Genomic DNA, 21,765 nt, shown 5'->3' with positions numbered 1-21,765 from the left:
TATGCTCGCTCTGAGTGGGTATCGGGGGATTCAGCCCCGGACCGATAATAGCCAACGGGAGTAACAAATGACCCTTATGAAATCTTTGATGGGCGCAGCCGCTGCGGTTGCACTGACAGCAGGCGCAGCCCTGGCAGAACCGGCCCTGATCTTTGATCTGGGCGGTAAGTTCGACAAGTCATTCAACGAAGCGGCCCATAACGGCGCGTCTCGCTGGGCCGAAGAAACGGGCGGCACATACCGCGAGATTGAGATGCAGTCCGAAGCACAGCGCGAACAGGCCCTGCGCCGTTTCGCCGAAGCCGGTTCGAACCCGATCATCACCATGGGCTTTGGCATGGCAGACCCGCTGGCCGCGGTTGCAGCTGACTACCCTGACACAACCTTTGTGGTGGTCGACGTGACATGGCTCGACGCCCCGAACCTGCGCCAGGTTGGCTTTGCTGAGCATGAAGGCTCATACCTAGTTGGCATGATGGCAGCGATGGCATCGAAGACCGGCACTGTCGGCTTCATCGGCGGTATGGACGTGCCACTTATCCGCCACTTTGGTTGCGGATACGCACAAGGTGCCAAAGCCGTGAATCCCGACATCAATGTTGTTGCCAACATGACTGGTACAACTCCGGCAGCGTGGAACGACCCGGTAAAAGGCTCTGAGCTGACCAAGGCACAAATCAGCCAAGGTGCTGACGTGGTTTACGCCGCAGCTGGCGGCACTGGCGTTGGTGTTCTGCAGACCGCCGCAGACGAAGGCATCCTGTCGATCGGCGTTGACAGCAACCAGAACCACTTGCACCCGGGTAAAGTTCTGACTTCGATGCTCAAGCGCGTTGACGTCGCCGTATATGAAGCGATGAAAGCGGGTGAGGACGTCGAAACCGGAGTATTCGTCATGGGCCTGTCCGAAGATGGCGTTGGCTATGCTATGGACGAAAACAACGCTCCGCTGGTTTCCGACGATATGAAAGCTGCGGTTGACAAAGCTCGTCAGGACATCATCGACGGCAATGTTTCGGTTGTCAGCTACTATGAGAACGACAGCTGCCCGGCACTGCAGTTCTGATAACACACGGGGCGAAGGGTTAACCTTCGCCCCGAATGCACTCTGCCGCGATACTTATCGCGGTCCTTTCGGCAATTGAGGACAAGACATGACCGTCCCCGCCATTGAGCTCAAAGGGATTTCCAAAGCCTTTGGGCCGGTTCAGGCCAACAAAGACATTTCCATCAGCGTCGCCCCCGGAACGATCCATGGGATCATCGGAGAAAACGGTGCGGGCAAATCCACGCTGATGAGCATTCTCTACGGCTTCTACAAAGCCGACAAAGGTGAGATCTGGATCAACGGATCCAAGACCGACATCCCCGATAGTCAGGCTGCGATTGCAGCAGGCATCGGGATGGTTTTCCAGCATTTCAAACTGGTCGAAAACTTCACCGTACTAGAAAACATCGTTCTGGGTGCCGAGGATGGCGGACTGCTGGCCCCATCATTGGCGAAAGCCCGCAAAGAGCTGAAAGAGCTTGAAGAAGAATACGAACTGTTCGTGGACCCCGATAAGCGCATCGACGAAATTGGCGTTGGCATGCAGCAGCGGGTTGAGATCCTCAAAGCGCTCTATCGCAAGGCAGAAATTTTAATTCTCGACGAGCCGACCGGAGTGCTGACCCCCGCCGAGGCGGATCAATTGTTCCGCATACTTGACCGGCTGCGGTCCGAGGGCAAAACGATCATCGTGATCACGCACAAGCTGCGCGAGATCATGGAAAATACTGATACCGTCTCGGTGATGCGCCGCGGTGAGATGACCGCGACGGTCAAAACTGCTGAGACCAACCCACAGGAACTGGCCGAACTTATGGTGGGCCGCAAAGTTCTGCTCCAGGTCGACAAGGTGCCCGCGCAACCGGGCAAACCGGTTCTGGAGATCGAAAAGCTCAGCGTCACCGATTCGGCAGGTGTCGAGCGCGTCAAAGGCATCGACCTGACTGTTCGCGCGGGTGAAATCGTGGGGATTGCTGGCGTTGCAGGAAACGGGCAATCGGAACTGCTGGAGGTTCTGGGCGGAATGCGTCCCGGACAGGGATCAATCAAACTGAACGGGGAACCTCTGCCATTGCACGGCCCCGGCTCGGACGGTCAGGCACGGCGCGCGCAACACATCGCGCATGTGCCCGAGGATCGCCAGCGCGAAGGCTTGATCATGGATTTCTACGCGTGGGAGAATGTGGCCTTCGGCTATCACCGCGACCCTGCGTATAAGCGCGGGCTGTTCATGGACAATGCCGCACTGCGCGCCGACACCGAAGCCAAGATTGAGAAATTCGACGTACGCCCGCCCAATGGCTGGCTGACCGCAAAAAGCTTCTCGGGTGGCAACCAGCAGAAGATCGTCGTCGCGCGCGAGATTGAGCGGAACCCGGACCTGCTGCTGGTGGGCCAACCCACACGCGGTGTGGATATCGGTGCCATCGAATTCATTCATAAACAGATCGTCGCCCTGAGAGATCAGGGCAAAGCGATCCTGCTGGTTTCGGTCGAGCTGGAAGAGATCTTCTCGCTGTCCGACCGGATCGCGGTGATGTTTGACGGACACATAATGGGCGAGCGTCTGCCCGCCGAGACGGATGAAAAAGAACTGGGCCTGCTGATGGCCGGTGTTGCAGGAGAGGCCGCCTGAACCATGGAAAAAATGCCCAAATGGGCCGATGTGGTGCTGATCCCGATCATCAGCCTGCTGTTGGCCACAATCCTTTCGGCAATCGTTATTCTGGCCATTGGGGAAAACCCGGTCGAGGCGGTCAACCTGATGGTCACAGGGGCCTTGGGTTCAACCTATGGCTGGGGCTATACGCTTTATTACGCTACGAATTTCATCTTCACCGGTCTGGCCGTTGCCGTGGCCTTTCACGCGCGGCTGTTCAACATTGGTGGTGAGGGTCAGGCCATGCTCGGCGGACTGGGCGTTGCAATCGTCTGTCTATCGGTCCCTTGGCCGCATTGGACCATCGCCTTACTGGCCGCCTGTGCCGCTTCGATGATCTTTGGCGCGGCCTGGGCCGCGATCCCGGCCTATCTGCAGGCCAAACGGGGCAGTCATATCGTGATCACCACGATCATGTTCAACTTTATCGCCGCAGCTTTCCTTAACTACATGCTGGTCAATGTGATGCGCCCGCAAGGATCGCAAGACCCGGCCACGGCGCGGTTCCCCGAGGCGGTACACCTGCCAACATTCCAGTCGATGTTTTCGAGCGCCGAAAACATCGTCTTCCGGGGGGCACCGGCCAATATCTCGTTCTTCGTGGCGATACTTGCCTGCATCGTGGTTTGGGCCCTGATCTGGCGCACGCGACTGGGATACGAAATCCGCGCCTATGGCCATTCGGAAACGGGAGCCGTCTATGCCGGTATCTCACCCGTGCGCATCACGATCATCGCAATGCTGATCTCGGGTGCCCTTGCAGGCATGATGGCTATCAATAATGTCATGGGCGAAGCAGAACGACTTGTCCTCAATTCGACCGAGGGTGCCGGATTTATTGGGATTGCCGTGGCTCTTATGGGTCGTTCCCATCCATTTGGCGTTTTCCTTGCTGCGATCCTGTTCGGATTTCTGTACCAAGGCGGCGCTGAATTGGCGTTGTGGACGTCGATCCCACGTGAACTGATCGTGGTCATTCAGGCGCTGGTCATCCTATTCACCGGTGCGCTCGATAATATGGTGCGCATGCCGCTTGAAAAGATCTTCCTGAGTTTCCGGAAGGGGGCAGAGTGATGGAATTTTTCGTTACCCTCATTCAGGTCCTCGATTCTACAGTTCGACTGGCCACGCCACTGTTGCTGGCTTGTCTGGCAGGTTTGTATTCCGAACGCGCTGGCATTTTTGACATCGGGCTTGAAGGCAAGATGCTTATGGCGGCTTTCTTCTCGGCTGCTATCGCCGCAGTAACGGGTTCGGTCTGGTTAGGGCTTCTGGCTGGAATCGGAGCGTCACTGGTTTTATCAGCGCTGCACGGATTGGCTTCGATCACGTTTCGGGGCAATCAACTGATCTCGGGTGTCGCCATCAATTTCCTCGCGTCCGGTATGACGGTTCTGATCGCGCAAAGCTGGTTTCAACAGGGTGGACGCACTCCGTCTCTGTTTGGCGGCGGCCGGTTTGAGCCGATCAACTTCCCCTTCGCAGAAGCGCTGGAAGGTGTGCCATTCATCGGCCCGATATATTCCGAGCTGCTGTCAGGCCATTCAATCCTCGTCTATGTGGCGTTCCTGTTCGTACCACTCACCTGGTGGATCTTGTTCCGCACTAGGTTCGGGCTGCGCTTGCGTGCAGTAGGCGAAAATCCTGCGGCGGTTGATACAGCCGGGGTCTCGGTCGTTGGTCTGCGATTTGCGGCCGTGGCCATCTGCGGCATTCTCTGCGGTATTGCTGGTGCGTATCTGGCGACAGCCTTGCAAGCCGGATTCGTAAAAGAAATGACAGCGGGTCGCGGATTCATCGCATTGGCTGCGCTAATATTCGCAAAGTGGCGCCCTTGGCACGCGATGTGGGCCTGCCTGTTGTTCGGGTTGTTGCAGGCGATTGCGCTGCGGTTCCAGAACATCGATCTGGGTGGGGTCGTAATCCCGGTCCAGGTGATGGACGCTCTGCCCTACATTCTGACCGTGGTGATTCTTGCAGGCTTTGTTGGGAAAGCCATTCCACCACGCGCGGGGGGTGAACCCTACGTCAAAGAACGCTGATAGAGCCAGTTCAGGACTGCCCCTCAGTCCTGTTTGCTGCAGAGCGGCATACAGAGTTGATTTTGTATGTCGCAACCGTTCTAAGGGGGTATGCACGTATACCTCCCCATAGCCGAAGTTTCGGTCAACCCTTTCCTGCTGCTTGGAATTGGCGGGTTGGTTGGTGTTTTGTCCGGTATGTTTGGCGTAGGCGGGGGGTTCCTGATCACCCCTATGCTTTTTTTCATCGGCATACCCCCGGCTGTGGCGGTGGCCACATCGGCCAATCAGGTTGTGGCCTCATCGTTCTCTGGGCTGATGGCGCACCTGAAACGCAAGACCGTTGACCTTGAGATGGGCACCGTCCTGCTTGGCGGAGGGCTGCTCGGTGCGGCCTTAGGAATGGTTGTTTTTAACTTTCTAAAACATCTCGGCCAAGTCGATCTGGCGGTGCAGCTTTGTTATGTCGTGTTCCTAGGCGTGATCGGCAGCTTGATGTTTGTCGAAAGCCTGAACGCTATCCGTCGCGCAAGGCAGTCAGGAAGTAACTCGGTCGCCAAGCGCCGGCAACGGACATGGGTCCACGCGTTACCCTTCAAAATGCGCTTTCGTGCTTCGAGCCTTTATATTTCAGTGATCCCACCCGCACTGGTCGGGTTCGGCGTTGGTATCCTGTCAGCGATCATGGGAGTTGGCGGCGGGTTTATCATGGTGCCCGCGATGATCTATATCCTTGGTATGCCCACAAAAGTCGTAATCGGCACATCCCTGTTTCAGATCATATTTGTGGCTGGGTTCACTACGATGATACATGCCTCGACAAACTACAGCGTCGATGTGCTTCTTGCGGTTCTTCTTTTGATCGGGGGGGTTGTAGGCGCACAATTGGGCACCCAAATCGGCGCACGTTTGAAGGCCGAGCAATTACGCATTCTGTTGGCTCTTTTGGTCATTGCAGTTGCTGCAAAAATCGGGTTTGACCTGCTCCTGACGCCGCCTGACTATTTTTCCCTCTCAGAACCCGGAGGAGTTTAGCCGTGTTGCAAGCTCTGCCCGCAAGCCACCCCGACCGCAAGAGAACGGGCCGGTCCAAGCCCGGTAACGCCAGTAATAACGTGACGGTATCATGCATATTTACCTGCCCATAGCCGAAGTCTCCGTAAACGCCTTCCTGTTGTTGGGACTGGGCGGAATGGTCGGCATTTTGTCGGGGATGTTCGGTGTTGGGGGCGGTTTCCTGATGACCCCTTTGCTGTTCTTTATCGGCATTCCTCCCGCCGTGGCCGTTGCTACCGAAGCCAACCAAATTGTTGCCTCTTCCTTCTCAGGGGTTCTGGCGCATTTCAGACGCCGAACCGTTGATCTGAGAATGGGGACAGTCCTATTGGTTGGCGGGTTGGCAGGTGCTGCATTGGGCGTCGTCGTCTTTAATTATCTCAAAAGTCTTGGTCAGGTCGATCTGCTGGTCAAACTTTGTTACGTTATCTTTCTGGGCATCATCGGCAGCCTGATGTTCGTCGAAAGCCTGAATGCAATTCGCAAAACCCGAAAAGGCGGTACACCTCCACCGAAGCGGCGCCAGCGTGGATGGGTTCATGCCATGCCGTTCAAGATGCGATTCCGGACTTCGGGTCTGTATATCTCGGTCATTCCACCAGTGATCGTTGGTCTGTTCGTCGGTGTCTTGTCAGCCATTATGGGGGTTGGCGGCGGGTTTATTATGGTGCCTGCGATGATCTACCTTTTGGGCATGCCAACCAAGGTGGTTGTAGGAACTTCCCTGTTTCAGATCATCTTTGTGACCGCCTTCACCACCATGCTGCATGCCACGACCAACTATACGGTTGACGTCGTGCTGGCCGTTCTGCTGCTGGTCGGTGGCGTAGTCGGGGCTCAGGTGGGAACTGTTATTGGGGCCCGGATGCCAGCCGAGCAGCTGCGTGTTCTGCTTGCCGCGCTTGTGCTTGTCGTCTGCGGCAAGCTGGCGCTTGATTTGTTGCTGCAACCTTCCGAGCTGTACTCGCTGGGCACGGATGGAGGGCACTAAGATGTTGCGTTTGATTGTCCTTCTATCTCTGATTTGCCTGCCCGCTTTTGCCGCCGAAGAACAGGTTGTTCTGGGGTTAAGCCAAGATCGCGTATCAATCACGGCCAATTTCGACGGCTCCGAGATTCTGGTATTCGGAGCTGTAAAACGCGAAGCCCCCATACCGGAAGGCCCCCCGCTTGAGGTCGTTGTCGCGGTCGCTGGTCCATCCGAACCCGTCACCGTTCGGCGCAAGGAAAAGCGATTTGGCATCTGGGTAAACACCGATAGCCTAGTTGTTGATCTGGCCCCTAGTTTTTATGCCGTAGCCACGAGCGCTCCGTTTAGTGAAGTACTGACCCAAACCGAAGATCTGCGGTACAAGGTTTCAATCGAACGCGCCATCCGCTCGGTGGGCGCCGATATGAATATTCAGGGCGCTCAGGACTTTTCCGAAGCCGTCATTCGCATCCGAGAGGATGAAGGGTTGTATTCCATCCGTGAAGACACTGTGGCGGTTGACGAACAAACTCTGTTCCGAACTTCGATCGAAATGCCATCAGATCTTACAGAAGGTAGCTATGCCGCCCGTATTTTCCTGACGCGGGGTGGTATGGTTGTCTCAACTTTCGAAACATCTATTGATGTACGCAAGGTCGGGCTGGAAAGGTTCCTCTACAGCATGTCCCGCGAACAGCCGATCTGGTACGGGCTAATGTCGCTGGCAATTGCGATTGCGGCTGGATGGGGTGCATCGACCGCTTTCCGACTGTTGCGCGAAAATTAGGCTCAGCCGCGGCCGATATAGGGCATCGATGTCGCCATTACGGTCATGAACTGTACATTTGCTTCTAGCGGCAGTTGAGCCATATGCAACACAGACCGGGCGGCATCGCCAACAGCCATCGTCGGATCGGGCTGACGACCATCAGCGATGGCGTTCTTGACCAGCTCTTGCACCATGGGCGTGCGGGCGTTGCCGATATCAATCTGCCCACAGGCAATTCCAAAATCCCGCCCATCCAGCGACAAGCTGCGTGTCAGGCCCGTGATCGCATGTTTTGTTGCCGAGTAGTGCACTGAATTCGGGCGTGGTACATGGGCCGCGATTGACCCATTGTTGATGATCCGCCCGCCCTGCGGCTTCTGCGATCGCATCGTGGCAAACGCGGCGCGCGCGCAATGGAACATCCCGTTCAGATTCACATTGACCGAGTTGTACCAATCCTCAAGCGCGATCTCATCAATCGTGCCGCCCGGCGCAAAAATGCCGGCGTTGTTGAACAGGACATCCAGACGGCCGATTTGTTTTACAAAGTTGGTGAACGCTTGAGCGACCGCTTCTGCGTCGGTCACATTAGCAACCAACGGGATCGCCTTGTCACTGCCCTGTGCCATTGCTTCAAGTGTGTCGGCGCTGCGGGCCAATAGACCAACTGTCCAACCTTCTGCCAGAAACAACTCGGCGGTCGCGCGACCGATGCCCGAACTTGCGCCAGTTACGATGATTGTCTTCATGTCACTTCCGACTCCAATGTCAGCGACGGCGCCGCGACGGCCCGCAGGTCATCCACCCTTAAGGGATGTGTTGGCTTTGACAATCTGTTCCGCACCACCCAGATCAATCGCTCCTGCGCACGGGTAATAGCCACATAGGCAAGACGCTTCCAAAGCGGCTGCCCCGCCTCGGTCCGTCCCATACGCGCGGCGGCATAAATATCCGGTGCGAACACCTGCACGGTGTCCCATTGAGAGCCCTGCGCCTTGTGAATTGTCACCGCAGCACCGTGCAGAAACGTCGCCCCCATCCGCGCGGCAAAGGGAATGAACGGCTCTTCCTCATCAGGCTTTTCGATTTGTACAATTGATGCAGCCGAGACCTGCGGGTCCTCTGCTCCCATAACATGTAAGCGCGAAAACCCGGGTTTGCGACCAGGGCCAAGGTAGATAACCTGTGCCCCTTTGATTAGCCCGCGCGCTTCAAGATCCAGCCGTTTCTTGCGGTGCTTCAATGGCAATTCAATGCCGTCACAGATCAGCGGTTCACCTTCTAGCAGCTCAGTTTCCGGCGCACCATGCACGCTGCGGAACGCCTGTATCAAACGGATGCGGGTCGCGTTGCGCCAAACCAGAACAGGGCTGCGCGCCATCAGATCGACTTCGACCCGTTGACCCCAGACAACGCGATCATCCTTGCGGGCGGTGTCCTCAATCAGACGCTCAAAATCCTCAAAGCCCATGGCGGGATCGGAAAGAGCGTGGGCTAGATCAAGTATTGGATTATCAGCCGTCTGCCTATGTACACGATGCAAGATCTGCTTACGCGGCTCTGGCAACCCGTCAAAAACCATCGAGCCCGATTGATTGACTGGTGCCAACTGCGCCGGATCACCAAACAGCAGCAGCGTCGGGAAGATTTCTTTCAGATCTTCAAATTGCCGGTCATCCAGCATCGAGGCTTCGTCCACAAAGCCAATATCGAGGGGTTCATCGCGGCGTTTCCAGCCAGTAATAAAGTCAGATCCACGCAGACCAGCAGCGGCCAGAGCGCCGGGAATGGATTTGTTATTGGCATAAAACGCAGCCGCCCGGTCCAGCGCTTCGTCGGTCAACCCTTCGATCTCGGGTCGTTCGTCATTACCCGCCAGCCATTCGGCAATCCGCTCATATTCCGGGTCATAAACGGGTGTATAAAGGATACGGTGGATTGTCGTTGCAGGCACTCCACGCAATCTTAAAACACTGGCTGCCTTGTTCGTCGGAGCAAGGATCGCAAGGCTGCGTTTGTCGCGGGACTTGCGGCTTTCAAAATCGCCCGAGATCAGGTTGACTCCAGTTTCGGCCAGAGCCTTGTAAAGTTCCGCCAGCAAAAGGGTTTTACCAGATCCTGCCTTGCCAACCACAGCCATGACACCCGATTTCCCGTTTCCGGGAAGTTTCAGCAGAGCGTCATCCTCAAGATCAACTCCGGCCGAGCGCAACATCTCGGCAATGTTGTCGAAAGCGGTGGCTTGATCATCGGAAAAGGTGACTTGAGGCAGAGACATGGCGCGACCCTACAAGGACGCGCCGTGCGCCACCAGAGGCGGAATACGATTTCCGCGCTGTCAAGCAGAGAGAGCGAACCGATGCTGCTTCCCCTTCCCAAATGCGGTATTGAACCACAAGCGCGATAACTCTCTCGGGATGCCAGCACGGGCAGCGACTCGGTTGCAATCCTCTGCGGAATAAGGCCATAGGCCTACCGAAATCTGATCACGACCTTTGCCTTCTGATCCCAGAACCACGGGTGATGACCCGATCATTCGGTAAATTCGGATCATACGGGCATCAAAAACGCCAGCGATATGGGTTAGTCCAAATCCTTCCATAACCTCGCCCCCACTTAGCATGATAGCCCCGGCGGTATGGGCGCTGGCAGTTCGAGAAAGGCAAAAGCGCGTGACCTCCCAAATAAGCGGGCTACGGATCGGGCTGCCCCCGGTGAGATGGCCAAAAACGTCGTTCACCATAACCGGACCGGTCGTCGGCAATATCCGCATCGACCCTCCGTGACTGCCATCCGCTTCTTCCCAGATCACATAGAGCGGATTGAGGTCATCGTATTGATCCCGCTCTTCCCCCCTTTCGTTAAGCTTTACATCCCAACCAAGCCGGGTTTTGAATTGATCGGCGCGATCTCTGAACATTCCTTCGGCCAATGCCGGAAATTTATGCAGCTCATCAGCATAAAGATAACGCAACATGATGTATTCCCCTTGTCGTCCATATCTGGAACAAAAGGGGTACAAACACGTGGTTAATATTGGATGAGACCACCGTACGGTGGTTAAACGACTATTAATCCTCTGCTAAGCGCGGTGGCGATTGCATGAGTCGTGTTCTGCGCTCCGAGTTTCGAACGCGCACTTTCGATGTAGGCCCTGAGCGTATGCTCCGAGATCGAAAGCGAATGTGCCACTTGCGCCCTACTGTAACCCAGCGCCAGCAGTGTCATCGCATCTATCTCGCGAGGTGAAAGCCCGCGCGTCGTTTCCGGTTGTCGATTTTTGGCAAATTGCAGTGCTTTTCGGTTTAGAAAATGCGCCACTAAGATCAGATCGCGACCATGGGCGTCTTTGAACGTCTGCCAGGCCGCATCGTCGCACGTGTTATTCACGGTGAACAACGCGAATTGCCCGCTGGGTCCGCGCAATGGGATCGAATATCCCTGATTGCCAACGCCATGATCTTGCGCGTCTTCCAAAAAAGCTCTGACGGCTTTGCCCGACCAATTCAATTGTTTCCAATCCACTGCATGGAAGCGCTGAAAACAACCCAGGATAACCGGATCAATCCGGTGGTAGTTTTTGTCGCGATACTGCCTGTCCCAAGCGTCCGAATATGTCGTAAACCCATATTGGTCACCGGCACCATCGACCCAGTGATAGGTTACATGGTCGATGCGCAGCGTGTCACGCAGCTGGATGAGTATAGTCGCAAGCTCTTCAAGCGTGCTGGTGCTTTCCAAATCCTCGAGGATCTGACTCAAATCGAACTTTGTTCCCATTCGCGGGCGCGCAAGCCTCATCCTTTGAGGACGCAATCTCGGCCGCTGCGATTAGCCTTGTATCATCAAGCTGCTCGGCAAGTGCGCTCAACCCATTTGCCACCGCAAAGGCGTTGAGATCCGACAATACGTCCAATATCCACTCATTTTGCGCCATCAGGGTGTCTCCGAAATAGTTAACGAAGGGTTAACACAACCATAACATGTGCAGTCTATTTCGGCCTATTCACTGCTTTCTACTCCCCAGAAATAGTGGGGGCCGGATTTCTAACGTATTGAAAAAAATTGATAACCGGGAATCGCAATTCACCCGCAAGGGCGAAGCTATGCCTTGCGGGTGATGAAGCTGTTCAAAAAACTGAGACCGTTAGTCGCGGGCGGCTAATACTTCCTCAAGGGTGCGCATACCCGTATACGGAGCCTGAACTAACACCGACATATTGCCCGGCTTGTGTTCATTTCGCATCATCTTCATATGCGCCTCGGGCAGCTCCTTCCAGGTAAACACCTCGGACATGCATGGATCCAATCGGCGTTCTACCATCAGCTTATTCGCTGCGGCGGCTTGTTTGAGATGGGCAAAGTGCGAGCCCTGCAAACGTTTCTGATGCATCCACATGTAGCGCACATCGAAGGTCAGGTTATAGCCAGTGGTCCCGGCACAAATCACAACCATGCCGCCTTTTTTCACCACAAAGGTCGATACCGGGAATGTGCTTTCACCCGGATGCTCGAACACCATGTCGACGTTCACACCTTTGCCGGTGATGTCCCAGATGGCCTTGCCAAACTTGCGGGCCTCTTTGAACCATTCGGCATATTCAGGCGTATTGACCGTGGGCAACTGGCCCCAGCAGTTGAAGTCCTTGCGGTTCAGAACGCCTTTGGCGCCCAGCCCCATAACAAAGTCACGTTTGCTTTCGTCCGAGATCACGCCGATCGCGTTAGCTCCCGCCGTATTGATCAGCTGGATTGCGTAAGAGCCCAGACCGCCCGACGCACCCCAGACCAGAACATTCTGGCCAGGTTTCAGGTCATGTGGCTCGTGACCAAACAGCATCCGATAAGCCGTTGCCAGTGTAAGAGTGTAGCAGGCGCTTTCTTCCCAAGTCAGATGCTTGGGGCGCGGCATCAGCTGCTGTGCTTGTACATTTGTAAACTGCGCGAACGACCCATCTGGTGTCTCATATCCCCAAATGCGCTGGCTGTCCGAGTACATCGGATCGCCGCCGTTACAGTGCTCATCATCGCCATCATCCTGGTTGCAATGAATGACCACTTCGTCGCCGACCTTCCAGCGTGTGACTTTCTCACCCACGGCCCAGACGATGCCCGAAGCATCCGAGCCCGCAATATGGTAAGGGGCTTTGTGTCCGTCAAACGGGCTGATGGGTTTGCCAAGCGATGCCCAGACGCCGTTGTAGTTCACACCCGCCGCCATAACGAGAACCAGAACTTCGTGGCTGTCCAGCTTGGGGACATCAACCACCTCGAGCTGCATCGCCGTGTCTGGCTCGCCATGACGCTCTTTCCGGATGGCCCAAGCATACATTTGCTTGGGTACATACCCCATCGGAGGGATTTCACCCATTTCATAGAGGTCCTTTTCCGGTGCCTCATACGACGCGATACCGCTATCGACATCCAAAGCCATGTTGGCCTCCTTTGTTCTTACCTATTGCCGCGCCGCAGAATCGCGGCTTTCCTCAGATGGAATATTGATCCCTGAGTAATATTGCAACCGTTTTTGATGTATTTTTGTAATTTTATGACCCAGCAGTCGCAGAATTACTTTCTGCAACTGCATCATGCCCTGCGCGATCAACAGGTTCGGACGCAGCCGCATAATATGCAAGCAACTCGGCCCGCTCGCCTGAAGGGCGCAGCACTCCATTTTCTCGCCGCAATATCCGGCGCTCAACTAACTGGTTGATCGCATCATCAATTGCCTCACCTTCGCCGTTGGCGACGGCTTTACCACCCATTTCCAGCAATCGAGATTTCAGGTCCTCTTCTGACATCTGCCCTTCGTCCTGCAGCAGCCGACACGCTGCAGGGACCGGCACAAAGGGTATCGCAGCGCCGATTCTACGCATGAGCTCGCGCGCCAAATCAGTCGTCAAATCCCGTTCATGCGAAGCGCGAAATTCCTTTAAGGATATCGGCGTTGCATATTGGACTGATGCAATCCCAAACTTTTTGTAACGCCCAACAAGACGCCGCCAGATTTGCTTTAGTGTCCAGCGCGTGATGACCCCAATACGTGCACGAAACCGGCGTTCACTGTCCTGCGCCGCAGCCGTCAGGACTGTATCTTCCAAAACGCGATCGTAATTCAGGGCGACAGGTACGAATACAACATCCCGCCCCTTCGGATCCACGCCATCAATGATGTATTTGAGCAAACCCAGCTTAGGGCGGCCCAGTTTACCTGTCAGGCTCAACCCGCCCTCTGGGAACATGGCCTGTGTAACACCCGCTTCGGTCGCGTGACGCACATAGCTTGCCAGCACCTGACGATACAAATCGCTGCCCGATTTACGTCGAATGAAGTAGGCCCCCATTGCACGTATCAAACGACTCAGCGGCCAAACACGGGCCCATTCGCCCACAGCGTAGGAAAGTGTCGAATGATCCGCCGCCAGATAGGTAACAAGCACATAGTCCATATTGCTGCGGTGGTTCATGACGTAAACGACTGTCGCTTCGGGATCGATATTGTCTAGGGCCGACTTGTCCTCATACCCCAACTGGACCTTGTAGAACGCGTTGCTGAGCATTCGCGCAAATCGAATGGCTATGCTGAAATACGCAACTGTTGAAAAAGACGGGGCGATCTCTCGTGCATAGCGTTGGGCCTGTTCCGAGGCGACGGCATCGGGCACACCCTCCTCTTTGGCATGCTTCTGTACGGCCTTGCTGACTTGAGGGTCATAGATAAGCCTCTGAATCATATCGTGGCGCCCGGCCAGTTTGAACGGCTGGATCGGACGCTGCAGGCGTTTGTTCAGCCGCGCAACAGCACGTTCAAGGCGGCGGCGGAAAAACCACCGCACTGAAGGAAATAAGAAATGCGAGGCAAAGGTGACCGTGGCAAACAGCACAATCAGTACAAACAACCAAATCGGTATTTCCACAGTCTGCATCATTTGGGCACAGTGCCATCAATCGCAAACACCCACAATCTGAAGAAACTTGCGATGCCGCAACGCAGCGAATTGACATATACTGAAAATTGCGATTTATGCCTATAGAACGTAATTTTGTTACCCACTGATCCGTGAGGCCCGACCCATGACGCAGTTGCAGAAAGACCGCCCCTGGCTCATCCGTACCTATGCCGGTCACTCGACGGCCAAAGCGTCAAACGCGCTTTATCGTGCAAACCTGGCTAAGGGCCAGACCGGACTATCTGTGGCTTTCGATCTGCCAACCCAAACCGGATATGACAGCGACCATACGTTGGCGCGTGGAGAGGTTGGTAAGGTCGGTGTGCCGATCTGCCATCTTGGGGATATGCGGAATCTGTTCGATCAAATCCCGCTGGAACAGATGAACACCTCGATGACGATCAATGCCACAGCCCCATGGCTTTTGGCGCTTTATATCGCGGTGGCCGAGGAACAGGGTGCTGATGTCTCTAAACTGCAGGGCACAGTCCAGAATGATCTGATCAAGGAATATTTGAGCCGCGGCACCTATGTATGCCCGCCCAAGCCATCCCTGAAGATGATCGCGGACGTGGCCGAGTATTGCTACGAAAACGTGCCCAAATGGAACCCGATGAACGTGTGCTCGTACCACCTGCAAGAGGCAGGCGCGACGCCCGAGCAAGAGCTGGCCTATGCGCTGGCCACCGCCATCGCGGTTCTGGACGAACTGCGCCCGCGCGTTCCAGCAGAAGACTTCCCCGCACTCTGCGGACGGATTTCGTTTTTTGTGAATGCGGGCATCCGGTTTGTCACCGAAATGTGCAAAATGCGCGCATTTGTGGATCTTTGGGATGAGATTCTGCAGCGACGCTATGGTGTCGAAGACCCCAAGTTCCGCCGCTTTCGCTACGGCGTTCAGGTGAACTCGCTGGGGTTGACTGAACAGCAGCCGGAAAACAACGTCTATCGCATTCTGATCGAAATGCTGGCGGTCACCCTGTCAAAACGCGCCCGCGCCCGTGCGGTTCAATTGCCCGCTTGGAATGAAGCGCTGGGTCTGCCGCGTCCTTGGGATCAGCAATGGTCGATGCGGATGCAACAGATTCTCGCCTATGAAACCGACCTGCTGGAATATGGCGATCTGTTTGACGGCAACCCGGTAGTCGATGCCAAAGTCGAAGAACTCAAGAATGGTGCGCGGGCCGAATTGGCCAACCTCGAGTCGATGGGTGGCGCTGTTGCGTCGATCGAATACATGAAATCCCGCCTGGTCGAATCCAACGCCGAACGCCTGAACCGGATTGAACGCAACGAGACCGTTGTTGTTGGGGTCAATAAATGGACCGAGGGTGAAGCCTCACCCCTGCAAACTGAAGATGGCGGCATCATGGTTGTCGACCCGGCGGTTGAACAGGAACAAATCGGGCGGCTCAATGACTGGCGTACAGTGCGGGATAACGCTGCGGTTAGCGCCGCGCTGCAGGCCTTACGCGAAGCGGCGCAATCAGGTGCTAATGTGATGGAACCTTCAATCGCCGCGGCCAAGGCCGGGGTTACAACCGGTGAATGGGCCGAAGAGATGCGCAAAGCATACGGCACCTATCGTGGGCCGACAGGTGTTTCCGGTTCGGTTTCGAACAAAACCGAAGGGTTGGAGGATTTGCGCGCCGCCGTTGATGCAGTCAGCGACCGTCTTGGACGCCGCTTGAAGTTCCTTGTCGGCAAGCCCGGTTTGGACGGCCACTCGAACGGAGCTGAACAGATTGCTTTCCGCGCACGCGATTGTGGAATGGATATCAGTTATGAAGGTATTCGCCTTACGCCAGAGGAAATCGTGTCAGCGGTCCAAGAGACAAATGCACATGTGATTGGTCTGTCCATTCTTTCGGGCAGCCACCTGCCGCTGGTGAAGGATGTGATGACGCGTCTGACCGAAGCGGGTCTGAGCGACATACCTGTCATCGTAGGCGGCATTATTCCCGATGAAGATGCAGAGCAATTGCGTTCCATGGGCGTGGCTAAAATCTATACCCCAAAGAACTTCGAATTAAATTTGATCATGGGTGATATTGTAACCTTGGTTGACCCCAAGGAAATCGCGGCTGAGTAGAAATAAAAAAATGAATTTCCAATTCTAATTCCCAATGGGATGGAATAGAGATATTCGGATGAATTGAATTCCCATTGCGTTCTGCAGCGGAACAACCGGGTTGGAGAGATAAATGGCAATCGATCTAGAGAAAATGTCGCGCAAAGAATTGCTCAAATTGCGCGATCAGGTCGAAAAGGCACTCAAGGGCGCTGAAACGCGAGAGCGAAAAGCGGCGTTGAAGGCGGCCCAAGAGGCTGCAGCCGAGTTTGGCTTCTCGCTGTCTGAATTGTCGGGCGATGGTTCAAAGCCGGCGAAAGGCTCTCAGGCCAAGCCAAAGTACCAAAACCCTAACGACCCAATACAAACCTGGACAGGGCGCGGTCGTAAACCGCAATGGGTTCACGACGCCCTGAATGCAGGCATCGATATTTCTGACCTCGAGATCTGAGTTGAGGAGATGCCAAAATGACAATTCATATTGGAGCCAAAATAGGCGAAATTGCCGAAACCGTACTTCTACCCGGCGATCCCTATCGCGCGAAATGGGCGGCTGAGACATTTCTGGATGATGTTAAACTGGTCAACGAAGTACGCGGCATGCTGGGATTTACCGGCACCTGGAAAGGAAACCGTGTTACGATTCAAGGCAGCGGCATGGGGATGCCTTCCCTGTCAATCTATGTGAACGAACTAATCCGCGACTATGGTGCAAAAACACTGATCCGGATCGGTTCTTGTGGTGGCATGCAGGAAAGCGTGAATGTGCGTGATGTCATTCTGGCTATGACCTCGACCACGCTCAGCACGCCGTCGCGCGGCATCATGAAAGAGATGAACTTCGCCCCTTGCGCCGATTGGGGATTGCTGCAGGCCGCGGCGCAAGCGGCGCAATCCAAAAGTACACCGACCCATGTGGGCGGCATCTATTCGTCAGATGTTTTCTACGATGAGCGTCCAGACCTGAACGAACAAATGGTTCGCCACGGCATTTTAGGGGTCGAGATGGAAGCGGCTGAGCTTTATATCCTCGCTTCACGTCACAAATGCCGGGCGTTGGCGGTGCTCACAGTTTCAGACCACTTGCTGACCGGCGAAGCCCTGCCCTCCTCGGATCGGGAGAGCAACTTTGGCGAGATGGTTGAGATTGCGCTTCAAGCAGCGTTTCCAGACAGTTGAACAACACCAGAGCTTAACGCCCATGCGTGCCATCATATCCGTTGCGCGCAGGGCTGCTCCATCCTTGCAGGGCACCCGCGGTCGGGGCGAATGTCTCCACCAACAAGGGATAACACGCCGCCGTATCCGATGAGTGCTCCGACGAGCAATCACCTCCGGGGCACGCGCTGAGATTTCCAAGCAAGTCGATCTCGGCAAAAAACTCAAGATAGTCACCAGGTCGCACGGGTGACGCCTTCATGAAGTATTGACCCGTGTCCCGCGTGAACCCGGTGCACATGAACACATTCAATACATCATGTACGGCGGGCTCAGCTTCGACCAACGAGATGCCTAAATGATCCGCCAACGCGCGTGTAAGGTTTGAATGACAACAGTGATGGTACTGCGTTCCGGATAGAAGATTGCCGGTGTAGGGGTCGCAACGCGTCCCGATCACATCATGGACCGATCCGCCAAATTCATCGATTCCATACCAGCCCAGCGTATCGGCAATGATGGTCGCCATGGGCCGCATATGTGGAAAGCTCGACCACATTCGCTCACCCGTTGTGAGGTGTGTACCGTGCAGCGCGCGCGTCTTGCCAGAGTAAAACCGTTCCGACAAATCAGTGAGGCTCCACATGTTGAGATCACCAACCTGAGACCCCTCGACAGACGTGATCCGAAAAAAATGTCCGGCAGGCACCTCAAAGCAACATGCGTCGCGCGGTAGAACCAAAACCTCACCTGTTTTCTGAGCACCTGCGCGGGCATTTTGATAAAGCTCAAGATTAGGTTGGGGCAGCCCTTCGTTTGGGTAGCAAATCACTGGCGCAATCGCGCGGCGGGCATCTGCATCAGCGGGAGGTCGGGGAGTGGTCTGGGATTCTGTCATGGGCCGAGACTGGCTCAGTTCGTTCAGGCGGGAAACCCCAAACTTCTATCATTGCCCTTTTAGACATTTCTTCGGTTCGGCATCAGATTGCGAAACCGCGCCGCAAAAGGCACAACGCCAATTACTCTCGCTTCGGTGCTCCCGCCATCTGCAGTCTCGCGACAGTGAAGACGTGCGGGACCGCCAAAGGAAATAGGCGAACACACCAGCGGCAAGCAGAAGCAGGAGAATAGGCATATCTCTGCTTTGCCGATTACACCAAAGTTTTCAAGCCCGTGTAAGACGGTCAGGCCGCGTTTGCGTACTCAAACAGTTCGGGAGTTTCGTTTTTGTTCGGAACGACCGGTTCGGGCGAATAATAGGCCCAAGCCTGCTCCAATAACCTGAGTGCTTCGGCTGCATCGCATTTTTGGGTTTGTTTGTTCATTGGAGTGACCTCTATTCGATTCATCACTCCTCCCTATGCAAAACTTAAATCCGCTACGCGGCAAACGCATCGCATAGTTTTGCAGAGGCGTCATGCACTTGCCGCAAACCGGCAAGTGCTTTGGTATGTTGCGCGATCAGACCGCGCGATCGATCATCATCTTCTTGATTTCAGCAATCGCCTTGGCCGGATTCAGACCCTTGGGGCAGGTCTTGGCACAGTTCATGATGGTGTGGCAGCGATACAGTTTGAACGGATCTTCCAACTCGTCCAAACGCTCGCCCGTTGCCTCATCCCGGCTGTCTATGATCCAACGGTAGGCGTGCAGCAGCGCTGCAGGGCCAAGATAGCGGTCACCGTTCCACCAGTAACTGGGGCACGAGGTCGAGCAGCTGGCGCACATCACGCATTCGTATAGGCCATCCAGCTTTTTGCGATCTTCGATGGATTGCTTCCACTCTTTTGCCGGACGGTTGGTCTTGGTTTCCAGCCACGGCATGATCGAGGCGTGCTGTGCATAGAAATGCGTCAGATCCGGGATCAGATCCTTGACTACCGGCATATGCGGCAGTGGATAGATTTTCACGTCGCCCTTGATCTCATCCATGCCATAGATGCAGGCCAGCGTGTTGATCCCGTCGATGTTCATCGCGCAGGAGCCACAGATGCCCTCACGGCAGGACCGGCGGAAAGTCAGGGTCGGGTCGATCTCGTTTTTGATCTTGATCAGCGCGTCCAGAACCATCGGGCCGCAAGTATCCATATCTACGAAATAGGTATCGACGCGCGGGTTCTGGCCATCATCCGGGTTCCAGCGATAGATCTGAAACTTGCGCACATTGGTCGCGCCTTCGGGCTTGGGCCAGGTTTTACCGGTGGTGATCCGGGAATTCTTGGGGAGGGTCAGTTGTACCATGGGTTCCTCTCCTTAGAACGTCCGCGCCTTGGGCGCGATTTTCTTGAGGCTGATGCCGCCTTGATCTTCGGTGGTCAGCGGGTCGACGATGACCGGGCGATAGCTGAGATCGACTTTGTTGCCGTCAACGCGGCTGACGGTATGAACGCGCCAGTTATCGTCATCACGCTCGGTGAAATCCTCGTGCGCGTGGGCGCCGCGGGATTCCTTGCGCGCTTCGGCGCCGACGATGGTTGCCAGCGCGCTTGGCATCAGGTTCGTCAATTCCAGAGTTTCCATCAGGTCACTGTTCCACACGAGGCTACGGTCCGAAACTTTCAGGTCATCCATCTTGGCCGCAATTGCGGTCATCTTCTCGACACCTTCGGCCATGGTCTTTGAGGTCCGGAAGACTGCCGCATCCTCTTGCATGGTCTTCTGCATCTCTAGCCGCAGGTCCGCTGTCGGGATCGACCCGCTCGCGTTACGCATTGCGTCGAACCGATCGAACGCCTTGTCGACCGATGCCTGGTTCAGCACCGGGTTCGGTGCGTCTGCATCCACGACCTTACCGGCACGGATCGCGGCTGCACGGCCAAAGACCACGAGGTCGATCAGCGAGTTAGACCCCAGGCGGTTCGCCCCGTGGACCGAGGCACAGCCTGCTTCACCCACTGCCATCAGCCCCGGAACCACACCGGTCGGGTTGTCGGCTGTCGGATTCAGAACCTCACCCCAGTAGTTCGTCGGGATACCACCCATGTTGTAATGCACGGTCGGCAGAACCGGGATCGGCTCTTTGGTGACGTCGACACCCGCAAATACGCGCGCGGATTCCGAGATGCCCGGCAGGCGTTCGGCCAGAGCTTCGGCGGGCAGGTGGCTGAGGTTCAGGTGGATGTGATCGCCATTCTCGCCATGGCCACGACCCTCACGGATTTCCATGGTCATCGAGCGCGAGACATAATCGCGGGGTGCGAGATCCTTGTACTGAGGCGCATAGCGCTCCATGAACCGCTCACCTTCCGAGTTGGTCAGGTAACCGCCCTCACCCCGCGCGCCTTCGGTGATCAGGCAGCCCGAGCCATAGATGCCGGTCGGGTGGAACTGCACGAACTCCATATCCTGCAGCGCCAGTCCGGCGCGGGCAACCATACCGCCACCGTCACCGGTGCAGGTATGGGCCGACGTCGCGCTGAAATAGGCCCGGCCATAGCCACCGGTTGCCAGCACCACCATCTTGGCGTTAAAGACGTGCATCGTACCATCGTCCAGCTTCCAGCAGACGACGCCCTGACATTGCCCGTCTTCGGACATGATCAAGTCGATTGCGAAATACTCGATGTAGAACTCGGCATTGTTCTTTAGCGACTGACCATAGAGCGTATGCAGGATCGCATGGCCCGTCCGGTCGGCGGCGGCACAGGTCCGCTGCACGGCCGGGCCTTCGCCAAATTCGGTGGTGTGGCCACCAAATGGGCGCTGATAGATCTTGCCTTCTTCGGTCCGGCTGAATGGCACACCATAATGTTCCAGCTCATAGACGGCCTTTGGAGCCTCGCGCGCGAGATATTCCATCGCATCCGTATCGCCCAGCCAATCTGAGCCTTTGACCGTGTCATACATATGCCACTGCCAATGGTCCGGCCCCATGTTAGACAAGGACGCGGCGATACCGCCCTGTGCCGCCACCGTATGCGAACGGGTCGGGAAAACCTTGGTCACACAGGCCGTACGCAAACCCTGTTCCGCCATACCCAATGTGGCCCGCAGACCCGCACCACCGGCACCAACAACAACCACGTCATATTCGTGGGTTTCGTATTCATATGCTGCTGTCAT

Annotated in this window: 20 protein-coding genes; 10 read left to right on the top strand and 10 right to left on the bottom strand. The window is 55.7% G+C overall.

Annotated features, from left to right (window positions below):
• Window positions 1-67: 67 nt before the first annotated feature.
• The 7 genes from ACR0DU_RS17435 (at window position 68) to ACR0DU_RS17405 (ending at window position 7,542) form a co-directional block, all read left to right on the top strand.
• On the top strand, window positions 68-1,066 hold the full coding sequence (locus ACR0DU_RS17435) for a BMP family lipoprotein (protein ID WP_010442856.1): 999 nt from the start codon (window positions 68-70) through the stop codon (window positions 1,064-1,066).
• 88 nt (window positions 1,067-1,154) lie between these two features.
• Window positions 1,155-2,684 carry an ABC transporter ATP-binding protein gene (locus ACR0DU_RS17430; protein ID WP_170474311.1) on the top strand — a complete coding sequence of 510 codons (1,530 nt, stop codon included), beginning with the start codon at window positions 1,155-1,157 and terminating at the stop codon, window positions 2,682-2,684.
• Window positions 2,685-2,687: 3 nt separating this feature from the next.
• Window positions 2,688-3,782 (top strand): ABC transporter permease, encoded by a 1,095-nt coding sequence (locus ACR0DU_RS17425; protein WP_010442854.1) that lies wholly within the window; start codon window positions 2,688-2,690, stop codon window positions 3,780-3,782.
• Window positions 3,782-4,750: an ABC transporter permease gene (locus ACR0DU_RS17420; RefSeq protein ID WP_010442853.1), complete on the top strand. Its 969-nt coding sequence runs from the start codon at window positions 3,782-3,784 to the stop codon at window positions 4,748-4,750. Before ACR0DU_RS17425 ends, ACR0DU_RS17420 begins: the two co-directional genes overlap by 1 nt.
• 90 nt (window positions 4,751-4,840) lie before the next feature.
• Complete coding sequence (locus ACR0DU_RS17415) at window positions 4,841-5,764, top strand: sulfite exporter TauE/SafE family protein (protein WP_170781217.1); 924 nt, start codon at window positions 4,841-4,843, stop codon at window positions 5,762-5,764.
• A 91-nt stretch (window positions 5,765-5,855) separates the two neighbouring features.
• Window positions 5,856-6,776: a sulfite exporter TauE/SafE family protein gene (locus tag ACR0DU_RS17410; protein WP_010442851.1), complete on the top strand. Its 921-nt coding sequence runs from the start codon at window positions 5,856-5,858 to the stop codon at window positions 6,774-6,776.
• A 1-nt stretch (window position 6,777) separates the two neighbouring features.
• Window positions 6,778-7,542 carry a TIGR02186 family protein gene (locus tag ACR0DU_RS17405; RefSeq protein WP_010442850.1) on the top strand — a complete coding sequence of 255 codons (765 nt, stop codon included), beginning with the start codon at window positions 6,778-6,780 and terminating at the stop codon, window positions 7,540-7,542.
• 2 nt (window positions 7,543-7,544) lie between these two features.
• Here the strand turns inward: ACR0DU_RS17405 and ACR0DU_RS17400 are convergent, their stop codons facing one another.
• The 6 genes from ACR0DU_RS17400 to ACR0DU_RS17375 form a co-directional block, all read right to left on the bottom strand.
• Window positions 7,545-8,273 carry an SDR family oxidoreductase gene (locus ACR0DU_RS17400; RefSeq protein ID WP_480876215.1) on the bottom strand — a complete coding sequence of 243 codons (729 nt, stop codon included), beginning with the start codon at window positions 8,271-8,273 and terminating at the stop codon, window positions 7,545-7,547.
• On the bottom strand, window positions 8,270-9,802 hold the full coding sequence (locus ACR0DU_RS17395; RefSeq protein ID WP_480876213.1) for an ATP-dependent DNA helicase: 1,533 nt from the start codon (window positions 9,800-9,802) through the stop codon (window positions 8,270-8,272). The genes ACR0DU_RS17400 and ACR0DU_RS17395 overlap by 4 nt, the downstream gene beginning before the upstream one ends.
• A 60-nt stretch (window positions 9,803-9,862) precedes the next feature.
• Window positions 9,863-10,501, bottom strand: coding sequence for an acyl-homoserine-lactone synthase (locus ACR0DU_RS17390; RefSeq protein ID WP_480876211.1), 639 nt, complete (start codon window positions 10,499-10,501; stop codon window positions 9,863-9,865).
• 83 nt (window positions 10,502-10,584) lie between these two features.
• The gene (locus ACR0DU_RS17385) at window positions 10,585-11,304 is read right to left on the bottom strand and encodes a helix-turn-helix transcriptional regulator (protein ID WP_480876210.1); all 720 of its coding nucleotides are present in this window, start codon (window positions 11,302-11,304) and stop codon (window positions 10,585-10,587) included.
• Window positions 11,305-11,671: 367 nt separating this feature from the next.
• Window positions 11,672-12,958: a crotonyl-CoA carboxylase/reductase gene (gene ccrA, locus ACR0DU_RS17380; RefSeq protein ID WP_010442845.1), complete on the bottom strand. Its 1,287-nt coding sequence runs from the start codon at window positions 12,956-12,958 to the stop codon at window positions 11,672-11,674.
• Window positions 12,959-13,070: 112 nt separating this feature from the next.
• Complete coding sequence (locus tag ACR0DU_RS17375; RefSeq protein ID WP_480876208.1) at window positions 13,071-14,453, bottom strand: 1-acyl-sn-glycerol-3-phosphate acyltransferase; 1,383 nt, start codon at window positions 14,451-14,453, stop codon at window positions 13,071-13,073.
• Window positions 14,454-14,598: 145 nt separating this feature from the next.
• Here ACR0DU_RS17375 and ACR0DU_RS17370 point away from each other — a divergent pair, with 145 nt between their 5' ends.
• The 3 genes from ACR0DU_RS17370 to deoD all read left to right on the top strand — a co-directional run bounded on the left by ACR0DU_RS17370 (window position 14,599) and on the right by deoD (window position 17,724).
• Window positions 14,599-16,566: a methylmalonyl-CoA mutase family protein gene (locus ACR0DU_RS17370; protein WP_480716598.1), complete on the top strand. Its 1,968-nt coding sequence runs from the start codon at window positions 14,599-14,601 to the stop codon at window positions 16,564-16,566.
• A gap of 112 nt (window positions 16,567-16,678) precedes the next feature.
• Complete coding sequence (locus tag ACR0DU_RS17365; RefSeq protein WP_480876206.1) at window positions 16,679-16,996, top strand: H-NS histone family protein; 318 nt, start codon at window positions 16,679-16,681, stop codon at window positions 16,994-16,996.
• 17 nt (window positions 16,997-17,013) lie between these two features.
• Window positions 17,014-17,724 carry a purine-nucleoside phosphorylase gene (gene deoD, locus ACR0DU_RS17360; RefSeq protein ID WP_480876205.1) on the top strand — a complete coding sequence of 237 codons (711 nt, stop codon included), beginning with the start codon at window positions 17,014-17,016 and terminating at the stop codon, window positions 17,722-17,724.
• Window positions 17,725-17,737: 13 nt separating this feature from the next.
• On the opposite strand, the gene ACR0DU_RS17355 is transcribed toward deoD, so the two are convergent.
• The 4 genes from ACR0DU_RS17355 to sdhA form a co-directional block, all read right to left on the bottom strand.
• A complete protein-coding gene (locus tag ACR0DU_RS17355; RefSeq protein WP_480876203.1) occupies window positions 17,738-18,601 on the bottom strand; it encodes an urea carboxylase-associated family protein in 864 nt (287 codons plus the stop codon).
• Between the two features lie 286 nt (window positions 18,602-18,887).
• The gene (locus ACR0DU_RS17350; protein ID WP_170474265.1) at window positions 18,888-19,028 is read right to left on the bottom strand and encodes a hypothetical protein; all 141 of its coding nucleotides are present in this window, start codon (window positions 19,026-19,028) and stop codon (window positions 18,888-18,890) included.
• Window positions 19,029-19,164: 136 nt separating this feature from the next.
• Complete coding sequence (locus ACR0DU_RS17345) at window positions 19,165-19,944, bottom strand: succinate dehydrogenase iron-sulfur subunit (RefSeq protein WP_480876201.1); 780 nt, start codon at window positions 19,942-19,944, stop codon at window positions 19,165-19,167.
• A gap of 12 nt (window positions 19,945-19,956) precedes the next feature.
• Window positions 19,957-21,765 (bottom strand): succinate dehydrogenase flavoprotein subunit, encoded by a 1,809-nt coding sequence (gene sdhA, locus ACR0DU_RS17340; protein ID WP_480876199.1) that lies wholly within the window; start codon window positions 21,763-21,765, stop codon window positions 19,957-19,959.

This window comes from Ruegeria sp. G2 (assembly GCF_056533505.1).
This window is presented reverse-complemented; position numbering and strand designations above follow the sequence as displayed.